Origin of the sequence: Neisseria arctica, from assembly GCF_022870905.1 — a bacterium.
In the GTDB taxonomy this organism is placed as follows: Bacteria; Pseudomonadota; Gammaproteobacteria; order Burkholderiales; family Neisseriaceae; genus Neisseria; species Neisseria arctica.
Genome location: NZ_CP091510.1, coordinates 490,410 through 508,982 on the forward strand (window position 1 = coordinate 490,410; position 18,573 = coordinate 508,982).

Consider the following 18,573-nt stretch of genomic DNA (forward strand, 5'->3'; position numbering starts at 1 on the left):
GCTTGCTCTTAGATGTGGTAAAAGCTTTCCCTGCGAGGAGAATAGTAATTTGGTGGCCTCATCTTCCTCAAGTGATACGGCAGGGGTATTTACCAATTGAAAGCAATCTTTCTTTTTACCAATATGGTATTTAGCCGCTACAATTTACTGCCTGCGAGATAATAACCAAGTATGGGGGCTTAAATGCCGTCTGAAACTTGTAGGCTTTAGTGTTTTAAATTTGAGGTTACTTAGCAGCATTTCGGGGGGTGTTTCCAAGGATATTTATAGAGCATTCCTAAAATATACCCCTCTTTTAAGTTGATTTAGCAGAATTACTTTATGCTTTAGATGTTATTGGATATAAAATCAGTGGCAGGAGAATAGGTGAACCGGCTGAAAGCCTTGCTCTGATTGAATCTTGTGGGTGTTATCGGACGATATAAGGCGTAAAAAAAGCAACCTAAAAAGGCTGCTGTTTTTGAGTGTGGTGCCCGGAGCCGGAATCGAACCGGCACGACCTGTTTAGGGTCGACGGATTTTAAGTCCGTTGTGTCTACCTATTTCACCACCCGGGCTATACTCAAGCTTTTTATTTCTTGAATATATTTAACTGGAGGCGGGGGCGCGGATTTTAACCGGCCTAGATAAGGGTTGCATCCCTTAACGCATAAACACTCTGCCACCCCGCCATTAAGGCTTTTGTATTTGGAGGCGGAAGTCGGAATCGAACCGGCGTCCACGGCTTTGCAGGCCGCTGCATAACCACTCTGCCATTCCGCCTAAACTGCAAACAAGCCGTTTTGTGGTTTAAACGGCTTGGTTTATATTTGGAGCGGGAAACGAGTCTCGAACTCGCGACCTCAACCTTGGCAAGGTTGCGCTCTACCAACTGAGCTATTCCCGCGTGGGTATGTCAAAATTAATTTTGGAGCGGGAAACGAGTCTCGAACTCGCGACCTCAACCTTGGCAAGGTTGCGCTCTACCAACTGAGCTATTCCCGCGTGGGTATGTCAAAATTAATTTTGGAGCGGGAAACGAGTCTCGAACTCGCGACCTCAACCTTGGCAAGGTTGCGCTCTACCAACTGAGCTATTCCCGCTTTGTTCTCTAGTGAAGAGAGAAAGCTATTATAGTGTCTAAAAAATAAATGTCAAGCATTTAGGAAAAATTATTGTTGAAACTCTTTCCAAGCCATTTTAAGATAATAGAACATAGACCAAATGGTTAATATTGATGCAATCAACATCAGCATATTGCCGATATATATTAAGTCAAAACCGTAAAAATTTCTTAGGCCGACGAGTAAGCATAAAATGGCTGCCATTTGTGCTGCAGTTTTAAATTTACCTATGGTGGCTACAGCAACGCTGCCACGCTTACCCATTTGAGCCATCCATTCGCGTAAAGCGGAAATAGTAATTTCACGGCCAATGATAATCATGGCAAATATGGCGTATGTGCGCCCCAAGCTGACAAGTAGGATCAATGCAACGGCAACCATCAGTTTGTCGGCTACAGGATCCAGAAAGGCCCCGAAATCGGATGTTTGCTTCCAGCGGCGGGCTAAGAATCCGTCAAACCAATCGGTTATCGCTGCGGCAGCAAAGATAAATGCAGCTAGCCAATTGACGGTGATATGGTCGTTTAGCCACTCTTTGGGTAAGAAAAATAAGATAGTAAATACCGGAATGAGCAGGACGCGCATCCAAGTGAGGAAAATCGGGATGTTCCACGGCATGGTTTCGGCAAGACTCTCTTTTTTGAAGTTATCAGGAGGGCTAAAATATGGCCTATTATAGCGAATTTATGATGATGCTTGTGGATTTCTGGCAGATTCGGATCTCCGGTCATCATTAAGTTTTTATGTTTATTGCAGGTCCTGATGGCCAGTCGGAGTATTTTATTCTAACTTTTCTTCTTAGCGGACAGAAAACCTTCTCGGAATGAGGTATGTCGTGTTTGAGAAGGCTTTCGGATGCTGTATCATTTTATGGTTCGCGATGAACAGGTAATGCGCCAAAGCTTTGGGCAACAGGCATGATTTCTATACTGTTTACGTTCATGTGCGCTGGACTGCGATATAACCATAATACGGTGTCTGCAATATCTTCGGGACGAATGAATTGTACTTTTTCGTATAATTGGGCCGCTTTTTCATGATCGCCTTTGAAGCGTACATTGGAAAATTCGGTTCCTCCGCATAATCCCGGTTCTATATTGCTAACGCGTATACCGGTTCCTGCTAAGTCGGCACGTAAGTTTAAGCTAAATTGTCTTACATATGCCTTGGTTGCACCGTATACATTACCTCCGGGATAGGGATAGGTGCCGGCGATCGAACCGATATTGATAATGTAACCACTATTACGGGTTACCATTTGAGGTAGTATTTGCCGGGTTAGATAAGTGAGTCCGATGATATTGGTTTGGATCATGGTTTCCCAGTCTTCAAAATCTGCTTTATATGCAGGATCCAAGCCCAGTGCCAAACCTGCGTTATTGATGAGGCAGTCTATTTGTTGGAAGGGCTCAGGTAGTCTTTCTAATGCGTTACGAATACTTTCTTTGTTGGATACATCCATCTCCAGAGCCGTAAATTTAGAGCCTAATATGTCTTGTAGTTCCTGCAGCTTATCTATGCGTCTAGCTGCTCCGATTACTTGAAATCCTGCTTTTATAAAGCTATGGCACATTGCTAAGCCAAATCCGGCGGAAGCGCCGGTTATTAAAATAGCCATTATCTCTCCTTGGAAAACAGTTATTTGATAGTGTGTGCTTACTAAAATAAAAGCATTATAAGGTTTGAAGAGGTCGGAAACCAGTAAATATAAAATGAATCAAATGGCTATCTGTAAAGAAAGGTGTATAAATGATTTATGGCCAATAGTTATGCGGTGGCTTGTGGGAACTGTATTTTGCTTGCTGCTCCTAATGCTTAGCAGGAGTGGTGGTGAAGAGTAAACCAGATACGGTATGAATCAGTATCCGTTTTATGTTTTTTATGTAGGCCTTTATCCCATTTTTTATGGCCGGATGCTTTTTATTGACCGGTAGAAGACAGCTTTAATTTTATTTTTAAGTTTGGCTAAAGATTGATTACTTATCATTATAGAATCTAGGATCACAACCATAATCTAATTTATTAATTTTTAGGAGTATTTCTTGATGAATGCAGTTTCACCTTTTGTATTTATGTTGATTCCGGCAGTGATATCGGTAATAGGCGGTGTTGTTGCCTTACTTTGGAATCCTTCCCCTCAGGCTAGGAGCATGATACAGCACTTTGCGGCCGGCGTAATTCTGGCGGCATTAGCCACTGAGTTACTGCCGGAAATTGCACGCGAACATGCAAAGCCTTCTATATTGATTATTTCTTTTGCATTGGGTAGTTTTTTTATGTTTGGTATGAAGCTGTTGACCGATTATTTAGAGAAAAAAGAATTATCAAAGCAGCGGGAGGGGGAGCCTAAAGGATTGGCTTTGGGAATGTTGGTTGCGACGTTTATTGATATTGCCGTTGATGGCTTGATTATTGGTGCGGGTTTTGCCAGTAATACTGAAACAGGTATGATATTGGCCTTGGGTTTATCGGTAGAAATGTTGTTTTTAGGGTTAGCTTTAGTATCGGATAGATTGAAAGGCTGGAAAATTGTAGCGGTTACTGCGGTGTTAGGTATTGAAATTCTGGCTTTTGCTTATTTGGGCAACTTGCTCCTCAGTAATGCTTCGACTATGGTTATATCGGCTGTTCTCGCTTGCAGTGCTGCCGCGCTCTTGTATTTGGTTACAGAGGAATTATTGATAGAGGCACATGAAACAGAAGAAAAAAATTACTATACCTTGGTGCTATTTGCCGGCTTTTTGGCATTTTGGAGCATTCAAATGTTGGGTGTAAAGTAACTTATTGAAATATTTGTAATATAATAATTTTTTGAATATTATGAATGAGAAATTCCATATGATTTTTTGATTTAATTATTGGTATATTCCGTTTTTCGTAAAGTAGTTATAAAAATCGAAAGATGGATATGTAGCCGACCAACTATTTTTATCGAGCATGAACCTAAATATGTGATGTATGTTCTCTTGAAAATGTTGCTCGGCTTTATTTTTTGTGGATATGGTTATATTTCTTAAGCCTGTAAATCGGCTGTACGACATTTTTTCTTAAGTAAATCATTGACAGAAAAACCATGTTCGCCCATTATCCTTTCAAAGTGAACTTTACTTGTGGAAAGGAAAAAATGATGAAAATGAAAACAGCTTTGGCACTCTTGAGCTCGACGTTAGTTTTTGCGTTAACTGCTTGCGGTAGTGGCGGTACATCCGGCGAACCTGCAAAAGGACCAATTTCAGAGGCTCGCACTACAGCTTTTAAAGCGATGATGCCGAATTTCAGCAGTATGGGCAAAATGGTAAAAGGCGAAGAGTCTTATGATGTGGAAAAGTTTAAAACTGCCGCTGCTGCGTTTGCAGAAGATAGTAAAAAGCCTTTTGAGCATTTTCAAAAAGATGAGCAAGGTGATGGCGACTTATTACCGGTTACTTGGGAAAAACCGGACGAATTTAATGCCCAAAAAGAAAAATTTGCCGCTGCGGTTGCTGAGTTGAACGCTCAGGCTCAAACAGGTAACTTGGAGGCTATTAAAGTTGCTTATGGTAATGTTGGAGCAAGTTGTAAATCTTGTCACGATACATTCCGCCGTCCTAAATAAGTTGCTTAGCCCATAAATATAAAAGGCCGTCTGAAACATTTCAGGCGGCCTTTTATATTTATGGGCTAAACTCGGTTAATACTTTCAATTTAATATATTCAATTAAAGGTTGAAAATGCTTTGGTACAGGTTGGTTATTTTATGAGCATAGGTTTTGTTCTGAACCGAATAGTTCGTACGGTATTTTCTCCTGCTGTTAGGGAAAGGGTTTGTAGTTTAATATCACTTATATATGTATCTTTACTACAAATTTGCATATGGTTTAGAGGATGAACTATATGGTGATGAGATTCTGCATCATACTGGCTTGTATATGTTAAAAAGAGAGGGGGCTATAATTTTTATTATGCGCCTTTTTCTTTGTATTGATTCTTAAGATAAAAAATGCACACATTCTTTTGGAATGTGTGCCAAGTCTACAAAGGAGAAATAGAGGAGAAACTATTAACTGGTAAGTTCAAACCAATCAATGCCGAAATTATGCCAAAAATTTGTAAGTGCCGTCAATCATTTGTTTATTTTATTACGTTATCTGTGTGATGGTGTTGTTATTTTGTAGTTAAATTCCATGGATAAAAAATACGCGCATCAAAAAGGATGCGCGCCAAGTCTACAAAGGAGAAATAGAGGAGAAAGTTAAGCTGCGCTAAGCAACTTAACGGGTGTTATTATCCCTGTTTTGTCGTGGTTAGTCAATTAAATTTTGCGATTTCCATCATAAAAAAAGCAAAATCGCAACATAACGCACATTTGTAAACTTATTTTTGTTCGTTTTTTTTCACTTTGACGGAATGTCAAATCAGTGGCCTAAGGGCATCAGGGTTATTGTTTAGGCGGGTTTATCCTGAGAATTTGTATTTTTTAAGAATACGATAAGGTACGGAAATACTCGGGTGGTATGAAAGTTAGTGTCTGCACATTACCCCTTATCCGATAAGATTCGCTGTAAATTAGCTGTTGCCTAGGAGTTTGATTAAGTCGTTAGCACTTTCTGTGCGCTCGCGATGGCTTTGTTCAGGTTGGTGGGTATTGAGAGACGACCACTTACTTTGGCTGCGTGCCTTATTTAAAGCTGTGGGTAATTTCGAAGCCTGCCAAGGTGCTTTGCCGCTTTGCATTCGGATTTGTGTCTGCGTCGCATGGCCGCGGCTTTGCAGCGCCGTGAGTAAATCTAATGCCCGGGCAGCCAGTAGGGTGATAGTTTCTGGATCGATATGTAAAGTTTGTTTGCCGGAAAGTTTGTCGGAAATGGTTTGCATATTTGGTAGAACTCCACCTAAAACACTGCCGATGGCGGTTCCTAATCCGAGTGAGCCGCCGAGGGTAACCATATCTACGCCTAGGCCGATGAGTGCCCCCGTAGCGGCTCCGGTAGTGGTGCGTATACCGTATTCTTTTAAAAGTTCGCTATCGAACGGATCTTGGCGGAACTCTTTCAACATCCATTCGCCGGTGTCGATTTCACTGTGATAAAAGCGGTAGTTGTGAAAAAGCTGTTGTTGTAGCTTGCGTTCGAGTTGTCGGACGGCCGCCTGCATAGTTTGTAGAACAGGCTGCGGGTTGTCGTCTTCATTGATTTCTTGCTTGTATGCTGCAACGTCAAGTAGGAAGTGGGCTATATCACGTTTGGATTCGATATCAAGCTGCTGCCATTCCCGGCGGCGCATGGTGATAAGCCGGTCAAGTACTCCGCGATCGGGTAGCATGGTGGCAAGGTTGTCCCATAAACGGATTTCTCCTTCAAAATCAAAAGCTACAGTATCGAATCCGCTGTATACGTGTAGGTTTCGGCGGGCAAGCATTGTCGTCCAGTCGGTTAGGTCTTGTTCTGCGATAAAGTTGAAAACAGGCATCACTGGTTTGGCACACCAAGACAATACGGTGAGCTCGTCTTTGTATTTGTTTAAAACAGGTTCGCGAGCGTCTACAACATATAAAGCCATATCGCTTTGCAGCAGTTGGCGCAATACTTTGGCTTCTTGATTGAAATCTCCTGTGGCAGCGGGGCTTTCGAGAAATTGTTGCAACCGTTCGATACCGTCTGAACGTGGCGATGTGTTTTCCTCCAGCCAGTCTAATACGCCGCCCGCATCTTCTAATCCGGGTGTGTCATAAAGATAAACCAAGGTTTCGCTACCGTTATTGATTGCGGCCTTTTCGACATGGCGGGTGGTGGCGGCCGCATTTTTTACCTCTCCGAAATTGCTGTCGCGCAGAAGTGTTCGCAAAAGTGAGGTTTTACCAGTATTGGTATGGCCTACTACGGCAAGTGATAGGGGCTTCATATGGTTATCCTGATCGTTTTGAAACGGCTTTTAGGCCGTCTGAAAACCGTATTCAATATTATGAAAATTGAGAAATATCATTTTATTTTTCAATAGTCGGCTGGGTACGGCTTTGCTGACTGATGCGCGGTGGATCAATCCATGCAAGCTGGCGTTCGGCTAAAGCCGTATGCCATTGCTCCATATAATTTTGAAGGCCGTCTGAAGGATGGCTGTCAGTTTCTGCCAACAGTTGCACAATTACGCCTCCTTGGGCTGCTTCGGCTAGAGTAAGCAATTGACGCAGAATACCGCGGTCAGGTACTTGGCGCGTACGTACGCCTACTAAAAGTTGTACAGGCTGTTGAGATAATTCTTGTTTTAAGGCTGCTACGGCGTCGCGGCTGTCTGCTATTCCTTTATCTAACCAATGAATACCGAGTATATGGCGGTGCCATGTTGGGTCGGACCATGGACTTTCAAGCATGATGGCCCATTTTGGGGTGTTCTCGTCCAAGCGGATTTTGGGCTGGACGGATTTCACGGTTTCGGTGTGGATGTCGGCATCTACTATTTTGGTTTGCCAAAGTTGTAGAATTTGTTGGTAATACGGTTTCTCGATAGGTAGCGGGCTTTGCACGCTTTTGGCCAGCCATTTGCATATCAACCAAGCAGCAGCCCGCGGCAGCCAGCCGTAACAGATGATGCTGCCGATGAGCAATCCGCCCCATTGTCGGGCGGTTGTGGTATCGCCACTCATTCGGCTTGCCAAAACGGCTTGGGTATCGGGGGTTGGAAAGCCTAGTTTGGCAGGGAGCCACGTCAAAATCTGTACGATACTGGCAAATGCTCCGTCGCTCAGTAAAGTGCTTTCCCAGTTGAAGGTATATTGCCGCACCATCAGTAATAAAACGACCGCGGCAAGCATCCCGCTCAAAGCGGCTAACCAAAGTCGATGGCTGATCAGGCTTATTTGCCAGCGCATGCCGGGTTTGTGCCATTCGTCACCATATAAACGTAAAATGGCTTGGTTTATAGGATCTTTGCCGCGTATCCATAAAGCAGGGTTGACAAAAAAACCGTTAGATTTGAAGCGCGGCATCAAGGCGAACAGTAACCAAGCCAGTAGCATGAAAGTGTGTAGGCCGAGCACGCTGGCAAGGATGAAAAAGAAATTCAAGCCTGATTGTTGCATGAGGGTAAAAGTGCCGGTAAAGCCGCCGAACAGCCAAAAGAGGGTAGCGGCCAATAGTAGCCAAGAAAATGTACTTCGTACTCGGGTCAGTGCGTCCTGAAGGCGATGATCGCTATCAATCATTTCGGCGCGGCGGTTTAGCTTGGTTTCCGGACTACCTTCGGTATGGCGGAGGGTTTCGGTTATCGGCTCGGGGTCGGCAGAAAAAATATAGCCGCGCTCTTGTAACAAGCGGACGAGTTCGGTGAGCTGGCGGGACGGATTGAGCATAAGAGTAGGATGCCGTCTGAATCAAAGTGAAAAAACAATTTTAGCATAAGTGTTTTTTGCAGTAGCTGATAAAGAGGCTGTCTGAAATTTATGGATATGAAATTCAGGCGACCTGCTTTCTTTATATGAACAGTCGCTCTTTAATGTAGGCTGTCATATATTTTTTCGGCCAATGCGGCGCTAATACCTTCTACTTGAGCCAAGTCTTCTTTGCTGGCTGCCGCAACACCCCTTAGCCCGCCAAAGCGGGTTAGGAGTGCTTGGCGGCGTTTGCTGCCGATACCCGGAATGTCAGTGAGTGATGAGGTAATGCGTGCCTTATCGCGCTTTTTACGATGGCCGGTAATGGCGAAGCGGTGAGATTCGTCGCGTACGGTTTGCAGTAAGTGTAGGGCAGGGCTATTGGGCGGTAGGCGGAACGTTTCTCCGGTGAGCGGGAGGATAAGTTCTTCTAAGCCGGCTTTGCGTTCGGGGCCTTTGGCGATACCGATGATGGGGATATTAAGGCCAAGCTCCTGCCAAACGTTGAGGGCAACACCGACTTGCCCTTTACCTCCGTCGATTAAGACGGCATCAGGCCATTTGACGCTTTCTCCGTTGGCTTGTGCTTCCGCCATTTTGCCGTAATGACGGGTCAATACCTCTTGCATGGCGGCATAATCGTCGCCTGGTTTTGCGGTGGTAATGTTGTAGCGGCGGTATTGGCCGGGTTGGATTTTATGTTCGTCGTATACAACACATGATGCTGTAGTTGCTTCGCCTTGGGTGTGGCTGATATCAAAACACTCTAACCGTTGAAGATTGTCGCTGTCGGTGTTGAGGATGCGTGCCAAATCTTCGATACGTTGCTCTTGGTTATGGTGTTGCAGTTTGTGTTGGTTAAGGGCAAGACGGGCATTTTGCTCGGCCATCTTCAGCCAGACCCTCCGCTCTCCTATGGTTTTTGTGATGAACTGTATTTGTTTGTTGTGTTCAAGATTCAATGCTTCTTGTACGGCGGCAGGTACGGTAAAGTTGCTGATAATGATATCGGGTTTGTTTTTGCTCAAATAATGTTGGGCGATAAAAGCCTCCGCATAATCTTGGGCTTGAGGGTCAGGATCGTTGCGTACATCGGGAAAGAAGCTTTTGTCGCCGACATGCCGCCCGCCGCGGATGCTGACCCAATGAATACAGACCGCACCGCTTTCGATAAGCAGGGCAAGGATATCAATATCGTTAGGGTTATTGGGATTTTTGCTATCGATAAATTGTTGGCTTTGTACCAATCCCAGTGCCTGCAGTTGGTCGCGATAACGTGCCGCTTCTTCGAAATTGAGGGAGGCTGCAGCCTTTTGCATTTTGTGTTGAAGTGTTTGAGTGAGCTCATCGGTTTTGCCGTTGAGAAATGTAACGGCCTCTTGTACGCTGGCTTTGTAATCTTCTTGGCTGATGTGTCCGACGCAGGGGCCTGAGCAGCGGCGGATTTGATAGAGCAGGCAAGCCCTGTCCCGGTGTTCGAAAACGCTGTCTTCACAGGTGCGGAGACGGAATACTTTTTGCAGAATTTGGATGCTGTCGCGTACGGCGTAACCGTTGGGGTAGGGGCCGAAATATTGGTTCGGTTTTTTAAGTGTGCCGCGGTAATAGGCCATTTGCGGGTAGTCGTGACCGCTGAGCATGAGATAAGGATAGCTTTTGTCGTCGCGAAATAAGATGTTGTATTTGGGTGAGAGGGCTTTGATGAAGTTGTTTTCCAAAATCAGAGCTTCGGCTTCACTGCGGGTAAGGGTGGTTTCCACCGAAGCAACTTGTTTGAGCATCAGTTTAATGCGCGGCGAATGGTCATTTTTTTGGAAATAGCTTGACACCCGCCTTTTCAAGTTGACGGCTTTCCCGACGTATAACACGTGTCCATCCCGGTCTAGCATGCGGTAAACACCTGGTAGGTTGGGTAGGTTTTTAAGAAAAATATCAATATCGAAAGTTTGGCTCACGGTGTGCGACGGATAGGTTTCAGACGGCATAAATAATACATTAATTCTTGGCAGCCGTCTGAAAACGGTGGAAGCCCGGAAAATCTTTTCCGGGCTTTATTGATATTGCGATGAAGTGGTTTTTGTTGTGTATTCAAGCTAAATCGAGTTTGTAAAAATTACGGGACAAACTTTACTTAAGATTTGTCCCGCATAAGCATAATAGATATGTTTACCGCTTGGCTATCAGTTGCAGAATTTGCTGATATCCGCGTCATAACGCTGTATGAGCTGATCGCGGTTGTTGCTGCGGGCACTCTCCGCAAACTGGCGGTTCATGCGGGCTGTTTTACAGTTGGCTTCGCGTTGCTGACGGTTTTCTTCTTCGATTTTTTTATTTTGCTCTTCTATTTGCCGGTTATGTTGCGCCACTTGGTTGCTGAGTTGTTGTTGCTGTTCGGCCAAGGATTCTCCGCTTACCGGTTCTGCTGCGGGAGCGGCAGGCGGCGGGGTGACGGTTTGGGTACGCACGTTCAGACGGCTGGCATGAGAAGGTTTGAGATTGCGTGGTACGTCTGAGTAACTTGTGCTGCCGTTGGCATTTTTCCAGCTGAATACTTCTGATGCGTATAAGCTGCTGCTTGCGAACAATACGCCTAGGGCGAGAATTTTGGCGGTTTTGATAAGTTGCATAGTTGGTTATTCCCCTAAATTGTGGTTTTCATAGCCCTGCTATTGTACTGTGTAATCAGCGGGATGTCATGGGTGGGAAAGGGCGGAAATTTGGCTAAATTTTCGTAAAACGGCCTGACAGAAAGGGTGTAAATTTGCTACAATGCCGTGCATCTTGCACAAACTGAAAGTCTGAAAGCATCATGCGTATCGTAGAAAAAGCCTATACCTTTGACGATGTTTTGTTGGTTCCCGCACATTCCCAAGTGCTCCCGCGAGACGTTAGCCTCAAAACCCCGCTCACTCGAGCCATTTCTTTGAATGTTCCCTTACTTTCCGCCGCGATGGACACGGTAACCGAAGCCAGGTTAGCCATTTCTATGGCACAGGAGGGCGGTATCGGTATTATCCATAAAAATATGAGTATTGAACGCCAAGCCAATGCCGTGGCGAAAGTTAAGCGTCACGAAAGCGGTGTGGTGAAAGAGCCCGTAACAATTTCACCCGATATGCCGGTTGGTGAGTTGATGGAAATGCAGGCGAAACGCAAGCGCAAGATGTCGGGGTTGCCGGTAGTGGAAAACGGTAAAGTGGTCGGTTTGGTAACCAACCGTGATTTACGTTTTGAAAAGCGTTTGGATCAGCCTGTATCTGCGATTATGACACCGCGCGAACGTTTGGTAACTGTACCTGAAGGTACGTGTGTCGATGAAGCGCGCGATGTGATGCACGAGCACAAAGTAGAACGTGTTTTGGTGGTTAATGATAATTGGGAGTTGAAAGGCCTGATTACTGTAAAAGATATTTTGAAAAATACCGAGTTTCCTAATGCGAATAAGGATAGCGACGGTCGTTTGCGTGTCGGCGCAGCCGTGGGGGTTGGTGCGGATACGGACGAGCGCGTAAAGGCTTTGGTTGAGGCAGGTGTCGATGTATTGGTAGTGGATACTGCCCATGGCCATAGCCAAGGCGTATTAAACCGTGTTAAATGGGTTAAGGAAAATTTCCCTCAGGTACAGGTCATCGGCGGCAATATTGCTACGGCTCAGGCTGCACGTGACTTGGTGGCCGCAGGCGCAGATGCGGTTAAGGTGGGTATTGGCCCCGGCTCGATTTGTACAACCCGTATCGTGGCCGGCGTGGGGGTGCCCCAACTGACTGCTATCCATAATGTAGCCGAAGCGTTGAAAGGTACGGGTGTTCCTCTGATTGCGGATGGCGGTATCCGTTTTTCAGGTGATATTGCCAAGGCATTGGCTGCCGGCGCGCATTGCGTGATGCTGGGCGGTATGTTTGCCGGTACGGAGGAGGCCCCGGGAGAAATCGAGCTTTATCAAGGCCGTTCTTATAAATCTTACCGTGGTATGGGGTCTTTGGGGGCAATGAGTCAAGGTTCTTCAGACCGTTATTTCCAAGATAAAGAAGATAATGCCGATAAATATGTACCGGAAGGTATTGAGGGACGGGTGCCGTATAAAGGCCCGATTGTGCAGATTATCCACCAGCTGATGGGTGGTTTGCGCTCGAGTATGGGCTATTTGGGATGTGCGACTATTTCGGAAATGCATGAGCGTGCGGAGTTTGTGGAAATTACTTCGGCAGGTATGAGTGAATCACATGTGCACGATGTGCAAATTACCAAAGAAGCACCAAACTATCATATTCGTTAGGCATTAAACAGGGGGGTTGTCTCAAGCAGGCAACCCTTTGCTGTATTTGTAGGACGGTAATGTTTCAGCAGTTTGATTATTGATAGGGTTGGATTACGGTTGGTTCGCCGTTTGGTACGTTATTTATACTGTAGGCAGCCTGCCGTTTTGCATCATTTTATGGTGCCTAACTCGATTTAAGAGATTTTTGGGGAAATACTCGTTTGATACCGTCTGAATCAGTATAATCCCGTTCGGTAATGTTTTTTCAGACGGCGTGGTTCGGATAATATTTTATTATCTAGATTCGTACTGTTATTTTTTATTTTCAGGAGACTTTGCATGAGCGCAATTGTTGATATTTTCGCCCGCGAAATTTTGGATTCACGCGGCAACCCGACTGTTGAATGTGATGTGTTGCTCGAATCGGGCGTGATGGGACGTGCCGCAGTACCTTCAGGTGCATCTACCGGTCAAAAAGAAGCTTTGGAGTTGCGTGATGGTGATAAAAGCCGTTACTTGGGTAAGGGCGTGTTGCAGGCTGTTGAAAATGTAAACAATGAAATCGCTCAGGCTTTGATCGGTTTGGATGCAAGTGAGCAATCTTATATCGATCAAGTTATGTTGGATTTGGATGGTACCGATAACAAAGGACGCTTAGGTGCGAATGCTACTTTGGCCGTATCTATGGCTGTGGCGCGCGCTGCAGCTGAAGATGCAGGTTTGCCATTATACCGTTACTTGGGCGGTGCAGGCCCTATGGCTATGCCTGTACCTATGATGAATGTTATTAACGGCGGTGCACATGCCAATAATAGCTTGGATATCCAAGAATTTATGATTATGCCGGTAGGCGCCTCCAGTTTCCGTGAAGCATTACGGTGCGGTGCGGAAGTATTTCATGCTCTGAAAAAATTGTGCGACAGTAAAGGTTTTCCCACAACGGTCGGGGATGAAGGTGGCTTTGCTCCGAATCTGAGCAGTCATGAAGAAGCATTGAAGCTGATGCAAGAAGCAGTAACTGCTGCCGGTTATATTCCGGGCGAGGATGTGTTATTTGCTCTGGATTGTGCTTCGAGCGAGTTCTATAAAGACGGTAAATACCATTTAAGCGCTGAAGGCTTGGCTTTGAGCAGCGAAGAGTTCGCCAATTATCTGGCCAAGCTGGTTGACGAGTATCCGATTGTGTCTATTGAAGACGGCATGGATGAAAACGACTGGGAAGGTTGGAAGCTGTTAACCGATAAGTTGGGTGCTAAAGTACAGTTGGTTGGTGATGATTTATTTGTGACCAATCCGAAAATTTTGGCCAAAGGCATTGAGGCTGGTGTAGGTAACGCCTTGTTAGTAAAAGTAAACCAGATCGGTACTTTGAGCGAAACCTTAAAAGCAGTAGAGTTGGCTAAACGCAACCGTTATACCAGCGTATTGAGCCATCGTTCGGGTGAAACCGAAGATAGCACTATTGCGGATTTGGCCGTAGCAACCAATTGTATGCAAATTAAAACCGGCTCGTTAAGCCGCTCTGACCGTATGGCAAAATATAACCAATTGTTGCGTATTGAAGAGGAGTTGGGCGAAGCCGCATACTACCCGGGTAAAACCGCTTTTTATCAACTGGGTAAGTAAGGTCTGATACATGAAGTGGGTAACAGTGGTTTTAATTGCAGCGTTGGGTGGCTTTCAGTATAACCTTTGGTTGTCGAAGGGTGGCTGGCGCGATATGTGGAGCTTGCAAGACCAAGTGGTTGAGCAAGAGGCCAAAAACCATGTGCTTACCTTGCGCAATGCCGCACTGGATGCAGAGGTAACCGATTTGTCGGAAGGCCGTGATGCTATTGCGGAAATTGCCCGTGTAGATTTGGGTTATATCCAAAACGGTGAAGTTTTTTACCGATTAGTGAAGAAGCCTTAAAGCTTTTTAGTAGTATGAAAATGCCGTCTGAAAATATTTTCAGACGGCATTTTCATTACATATTTATAAATAATATTAATGATGTTTTTATTGCGGAAGATAAGGGGCTAAGGTGTGGCGTAGTATCTTGTAGTCAGATACTTCAGTAATATTGGCTTCACCTATGCGATTTAAACCAATAAACCTCATAATGCCGCCACTAACTTTTTTATCATGTTGCATGTGTTGTATCCAGCGTTCAAAAGGAAACTGGGGCGGAGCTGTTGGTAAGCCGGCTTTTTCAAGTAAAGTAGCAACGCATGCAATATCTTGGTCGCTGATTGAGCCTGTTTGGCTGGATAGTCGGCAGGCCAAAACTAAGCCGGCAGCTACGGCTTCTCCATGTAGCCAGTTGCCATATCCCATTTCTGCTTCGATAGCATGGCCGAAAGTATGGCCAAGGTTTAGCCAAGCACGAATACCTTGCTCGGTTTCATCTTGCCGTACGATGTCTGCTTTCATTTTGCAGCAGTGATAAACGGCTTCTGCTAACGTATCAGGATTCTTTTGCGTTAAATCAGTAACGTGTTGTTCTAGCCATTTTAGAAAATCCGCATCACCGAGAAGGCCGTATTTAATGACCTCTGCCAAGCCGGCAGATAGTTCGCGAGAGGGAAGGCTGGATAAGGTGTCCAAGTCAGCGAGTACGGCTTGAGGTTGATAAAAGGCGCCAATCATATTCTTGCCTAGAGGATGATTGATGGCTGTTTTTCCTCCTACTGAGGAATCAACTTGGCTAAGTAGGGTTGTCGGAATTTGAATAAATGGAACACCACGTTGGAAGGTAGCTGCAGCAAAGCCGACCATATCCCCAATTACTCCTCCTCCTAGGGCGATTAATGTGGTTTTCCGGTCAGCATGATTCTCTAGAAGGCCGTCAAAAATAAGATTTAATGTTTGCCAATTTTTGTGTGCTTCTCCATCAGGCAGAATAATCGCAAAATGCGGAATACCGATATTATTTAATGCCGTCTGAAGCTGATTCAAATATAGTGGCGCTACGGTTTCATTGGTGATAATGGCTACTTTACCCGTAAGATGGCGTTTTAATATATCCTTATTGCCCAGTAGTTTTGAACCTATATAAATGGGATAAAAATGGGAAGGTGCTTGTACGGTTAAAGTGCGCATAAGTTATTTTTTCTCACGTATGGCTGTAAGTAGCTGCTCAATGGTTTTTTGGCAGTGATTGCGGTTGGCATCCAGTATAATATGGGCAGTTTCCCGGTATAGGGCATCTCTAGCAGAATACAGTTCTTGTAGTTTACTGAGAGGATCCGGAACATTTAATAATGGACGGTTACTGTCGCAGCGTGTGCGTTCCAGTAAAATTTTCGGCAGGGCATGGAGGTAAATAACCGTACCACGTTGACGTAAATAACGGCGGTTTTCTTCTCTCAGTACGGCACCTCCGCCGGTAGCAAGTACAATGGGATTTCGTTGGGATAGTTCGTCAATAACAATACTTTCCCTGTTGCGAAAACCTTCCTCGCCTTCCAGCTCAAAAATAGTTGGAATAGAAACCCCGGTGCGCTCACATATCACATGATCACTATCGTAAAACGGACGCTCCAATAATCTTGCGATTTGCCTACCGATAGTGGTTTTGCCTGCACCCATTAAACCGATTAAAAATAAATTGCCTGCTATGTTTTCCATAGCAGGCATTGTAAATGAAAACTTCTGAGAAGTGTTTAATTTCTTAACACTTTAAAATTTTCATCCGAATCAAGTTAGTAACGCAGAGTACTGCCGATATTATCCATAATGCGCGGGGTAATAAAGATCAACAATTCGCGGCGTTTTTCATTACGTGATCGAGATTTGAAGAGATTGCCGACAACCGGAATATCTCCTAATAGTGGTACTTTATTCACAATATTACGGTTCTCTTCTTCATAAATACCACCGACAATTAAGGTGCCGCCGTCTTCAACCATCGCATTGGTTTGCAGGTTTTTAGTGCTGATACATTTAGTTGTCAAACTGTTGATCACACAGTCTTGGGGCGTATCTTTATTAATTTTGATAGTCATAATAATTTGCCCGTCGGGGGTGATGTTAGGTGTTACAGTCAGCCCTAATACGGCTTTTTTGAAGGTAATCGAAGTGGCACCGCTGGAGGTAGCTTCTTCATAAGGAATTTCAGTACCTGATTCGATAACGGCTTCTTTACGATCTTGGGTCAATACTCGAGGGTTGGAAATAATTTTCCCTCGGTTTTGCTCTTGCATAGCACTCAGCTCTAAGCCCAATGCGCCGGAGCCGATCGCGCGTACTAAGGCGATGCTGGAGGAGGCTGCAGCTGTAGGCAAGTTGATGTTGGGACTCATGGTGAAAGTAGGAGCCGTTATAGTATTGCCTCCTGATAAAATAGTATTGGCATTAGCTAGATTGGCTGTTCGTTGTGCACCCAAGTTATCAACAGCATTTGACCAGTTTGAACCCCAGCTATTATTCGTACCAACGCCTTGATAGCCAAATTTCACACCAATATCACGTGAGAAACCATCATCGGCCTCTACAATACGAGCTTCTACCATCACTTGACGAGCCGGAACATCCAATTCATCAATTAATTTTTGGAATTTCTGAATTACAACACGGTTATCAGTGATGATAAGGGTATTGGTGGCAGGATCTATCAAAGCACTACCGCGCGGACTAAGTAGGGTGTTGTGGTTTTTATCTGTATTGCTACTTGAGTCATCCAAACGTAGAATTTTCCGGAATTCTTCTACATTTTTATACTTGAGCTGGAAAGTTTGTGAAAATAGAGGACCGAGCTCTTCAATTTCTTTTTGTGCTTGCAACGTTGCTTTATCTTTTGCCAGCAGCTCTTCACGAGGAGCAATATTGATGATGTTGCCTTGGCGACGCATATCAAGATTACGTGCCTGCATCACTAAATCCAAAGCTTGATCCCAAGGTACATCTTTGAGACTCAGGGTCATTTTGCCATTTACGCTATCACTGGCAACAATATTGGTACCGGATTCTTTAGCTAAGATTTGTAAAATAGTACGAACCTCAACATCTTGGAAATCCAATGAAATACGGCGTCCAGTAAAGTTGCGTTTCGGGGCACTGCCCAAGCCTTGAGAAGCGACATCAGTTTTGGGGGAAATTTCAAAACTAAAACGACTGTTGCCCTGCTGTGTACGGATATCCCAGCTACCTTGGTTACGGATAATAACTTGGGTCGAATTACCGATACGTTTCATAGTTACGTTTCGGACGGGGGTGTTGAAGTCAGAGACATCCAAACTACGCTGCGCTTGAGTCGGCAGAGGGTAGTTTTTCAATGTAATGATGACGCGGTCGCTTTGTTGTTTAATATCCGGTTGGCTGCTGAAAGAAGGAGCTGTTAGTTCGATAATGCCGCTGTTTCGGTTACCGCGTCGGAAATCAATGTTTGCAGAAATCTGAGTTTGCTTGTTGCTGGAAGTAGCAACAGCTGCGGATCGTGAATTGCTTGATACTATGGTGCTGGTAATATTGTTATTATAAGTAGGCGCAGTTGTTTTATCAGCTGCTTCGCTGACATAGACCCATACTTCGTCACCTTTGATTTCGGTATTGTATTGGCCTGCATTATTTAGACCGAGAAGGATACGCGCCCTATCATTGTTTTGGGCAGCTGTGATTTGATTTAATAAAGGATCGGCATATTCTAATACGGATTGGGGTAATTGAATGCCGGTGCTGGGAAAGTCTAAGGCAATACGCGCTGGAGTAGTCGTAATAAAACCGCTTGGTGATACTACATCGCGGTCAAATTTGATTTTGATGATTTTCTGATTGTCCGGCAAAGTTGAAACATTGATGTCTGTAATATTCCCTGCCCAAGCAGCCTGTAGAGTCAAAGCGAGGCTGAAAGCAGAAAGCATTTTGATTTTATTGAATTTCATTATCT

Annotated in this window: 14 protein-coding genes and 5 tRNA genes; 5 read left to right on the plus strand and 14 right to left on the minus strand. The window is 44.8% G+C overall.

Translation table 11 applies throughout. The features are described 5' to 3' along the window. Window positions 1-467: 467 nt before the first annotated feature. From LVJ86_RS02155 to LVJ86_RS02185, 7 genes are all read right to left on the minus strand, one after another. Window positions 468-557: transfer RNA gene (locus LVJ86_RS02155), tRNA-Leu, on the minus strand. A gap of 131 nt (window positions 558-688) precedes the next feature. Next, window positions 689-762: transfer RNA gene (locus tag LVJ86_RS02160), tRNA-Cys, on the minus strand. A gap of 48 nt (window positions 763-810) precedes the next feature. After that, window positions 811-886 (minus strand) — tRNA-Gly (locus tag LVJ86_RS02165). A 22-nt stretch (window positions 887-908) separates the two neighbouring features. Next, window positions 909-984, minus strand: a tRNA-Gly gene (locus LVJ86_RS02170). 22 nt (window positions 985-1,006) lie between these two features. Next, window positions 1,007-1,082: transfer RNA gene (locus tag LVJ86_RS02175), tRNA-Gly, on the minus strand. Between the two features lie 69 nt (window positions 1,083-1,151). Then, complete coding sequence (pgsA, locus tag LVJ86_RS02180) at window positions 1,152-1,721, minus strand: CDP-diacylglycerol--glycerol-3-phosphate 3-phosphatidyltransferase (protein ID WP_047760740.1); 570 nt, start codon at window positions 1,719-1,721, stop codon at window positions 1,152-1,154. A 250-nt stretch (window positions 1,722-1,971) separates the two neighbouring features. Continuing rightward, window positions 1,972-2,721, minus strand: a complete 750-nt coding sequence (locus LVJ86_RS02185; RefSeq protein WP_047760739.1) for an SDR family oxidoreductase — start codon at window positions 2,719-2,721, stop codon at window positions 1,972-1,974. A 427-nt stretch (window positions 2,722-3,148) separates the two neighbouring features. Here LVJ86_RS02185 and LVJ86_RS02190 point away from each other — a divergent pair, with 427 nt between their 5' ends. Together LVJ86_RS02190 and LVJ86_RS02195 are read left to right on the plus strand one after the other, a co-directional pair. Beyond that, window positions 3,149-3,883 carry a ZIP family metal transporter gene (locus tag LVJ86_RS02190; RefSeq protein ID WP_047760738.1) on the plus strand — a complete coding sequence of 245 codons (735 nt, stop codon included), beginning with the start codon at window positions 3,149-3,151 and terminating at the stop codon, window positions 3,881-3,883. A 353-nt stretch (window positions 3,884-4,236) separates the two neighbouring features. Further along, window positions 4,237-4,698 carry a c-type cytochrome gene (locus LVJ86_RS02195; RefSeq protein WP_047760782.1) on the plus strand — a complete coding sequence of 154 codons (462 nt, stop codon included), beginning with the start codon at window positions 4,237-4,239 and terminating at the stop codon, window positions 4,696-4,698. Between the two features lie 950 nt (window positions 4,699-5,648). On the opposite strand, the gene LVJ86_RS02200 is transcribed toward LVJ86_RS02195, so the two are convergent. The 4 genes from LVJ86_RS02200 to LVJ86_RS02215 form a co-directional block, all read right to left on the minus strand. Continuing rightward, the gene (locus LVJ86_RS02200) at window positions 5,649-6,983 is read right to left on the minus strand and encodes a DUF3482 domain-containing protein (protein ID WP_047760737.1); all 1,335 of its coding nucleotides are present in this window, start codon (window positions 6,981-6,983) and stop codon (window positions 5,649-5,651) included. A gap of 82 nt (window positions 6,984-7,065) precedes the next feature. Beyond that, the gene (locus LVJ86_RS02205; RefSeq protein WP_047760736.1) at window positions 7,066-8,427 is read right to left on the minus strand and encodes a DUF2868 domain-containing protein; all 1,362 of its coding nucleotides are present in this window, start codon (window positions 8,425-8,427) and stop codon (window positions 7,066-7,068) included. A 140-nt stretch (window positions 8,428-8,567) separates the two neighbouring features. Next, on the minus strand, window positions 8,568-10,433 hold the full coding sequence (gene uvrC / locus LVJ86_RS02210; RefSeq protein ID WP_047760735.1) for an excinuclease ABC subunit UvrC: 1,866 nt from the start codon (window positions 10,431-10,433) through the stop codon (window positions 8,568-8,570). A 195-nt stretch (window positions 10,434-10,628) separates the two neighbouring features. Next, a complete protein-coding gene (locus tag LVJ86_RS02215) occupies window positions 10,629-11,075 on the minus strand; it encodes a DUF4124 domain-containing protein (RefSeq protein WP_047760734.1) in 447 nt (148 codons plus the stop codon). A gap of 182 nt (window positions 11,076-11,257) precedes the next feature. Here LVJ86_RS02215 and guaB point away from each other — a divergent pair, with 182 nt between their 5' ends. The 3 genes from guaB (at window position 11,258) to ftsB (ending at window position 14,618) form a co-directional block, all read left to right on the plus strand. Then, a complete protein-coding gene (guaB, locus tag LVJ86_RS02220) occupies window positions 11,258-12,724 on the plus strand; it encodes an IMP dehydrogenase (protein ID WP_047760733.1) in 1,467 nt (488 codons plus the stop codon). Window positions 12,725-13,045: 321 nt separating this feature from the next. Continuing rightward, on the plus strand, window positions 13,046-14,332 hold the full coding sequence (gene eno, locus LVJ86_RS02225) for a phosphopyruvate hydratase (RefSeq protein WP_047760732.1): 1,287 nt from the start codon (window positions 13,046-13,048) through the stop codon (window positions 14,330-14,332). Between the two features lie 10 nt (window positions 14,333-14,342). Beyond that, window positions 14,343-14,618: a cell division protein FtsB gene (gene ftsB, locus LVJ86_RS02230; protein ID WP_047760731.1), complete on the plus strand. Its 276-nt coding sequence runs from the start codon at window positions 14,343-14,345 to the stop codon at window positions 14,616-14,618. An 87-nt stretch (window positions 14,619-14,705) separates the two neighbouring features. On the opposite strand, the gene aroB is transcribed toward ftsB, so the two are convergent. From aroB to LVJ86_RS02245, 3 genes are all read right to left on the minus strand, one after another. Next, the gene (aroB, locus tag LVJ86_RS02235) at window positions 14,706-15,788 is read right to left on the minus strand and encodes a 3-dehydroquinate synthase (protein WP_047760730.1); all 1,083 of its coding nucleotides are present in this window, start codon (window positions 15,786-15,788) and stop codon (window positions 14,706-14,708) included. Window positions 15,789-15,791: 3 nt separating this feature from the next. After that, window positions 15,792-16,325 (minus strand): shikimate kinase, encoded by a 534-nt coding sequence (locus LVJ86_RS02240; RefSeq protein ID WP_047760729.1) that lies wholly within the window; start codon window positions 16,323-16,325, stop codon window positions 15,792-15,794. A gap of 65 nt (window positions 16,326-16,390) precedes the next feature. Continuing rightward, on the minus strand, window positions 16,391-18,568 hold the full coding sequence (locus LVJ86_RS02245; RefSeq protein ID WP_047760728.1) for a type IV pilus secretin PilQ: 2,178 nt from the start codon (window positions 18,566-18,568) through the stop codon (window positions 16,391-16,393). Between the last annotated feature and the right edge of the window lie 5 nt (window positions 18,569-18,573).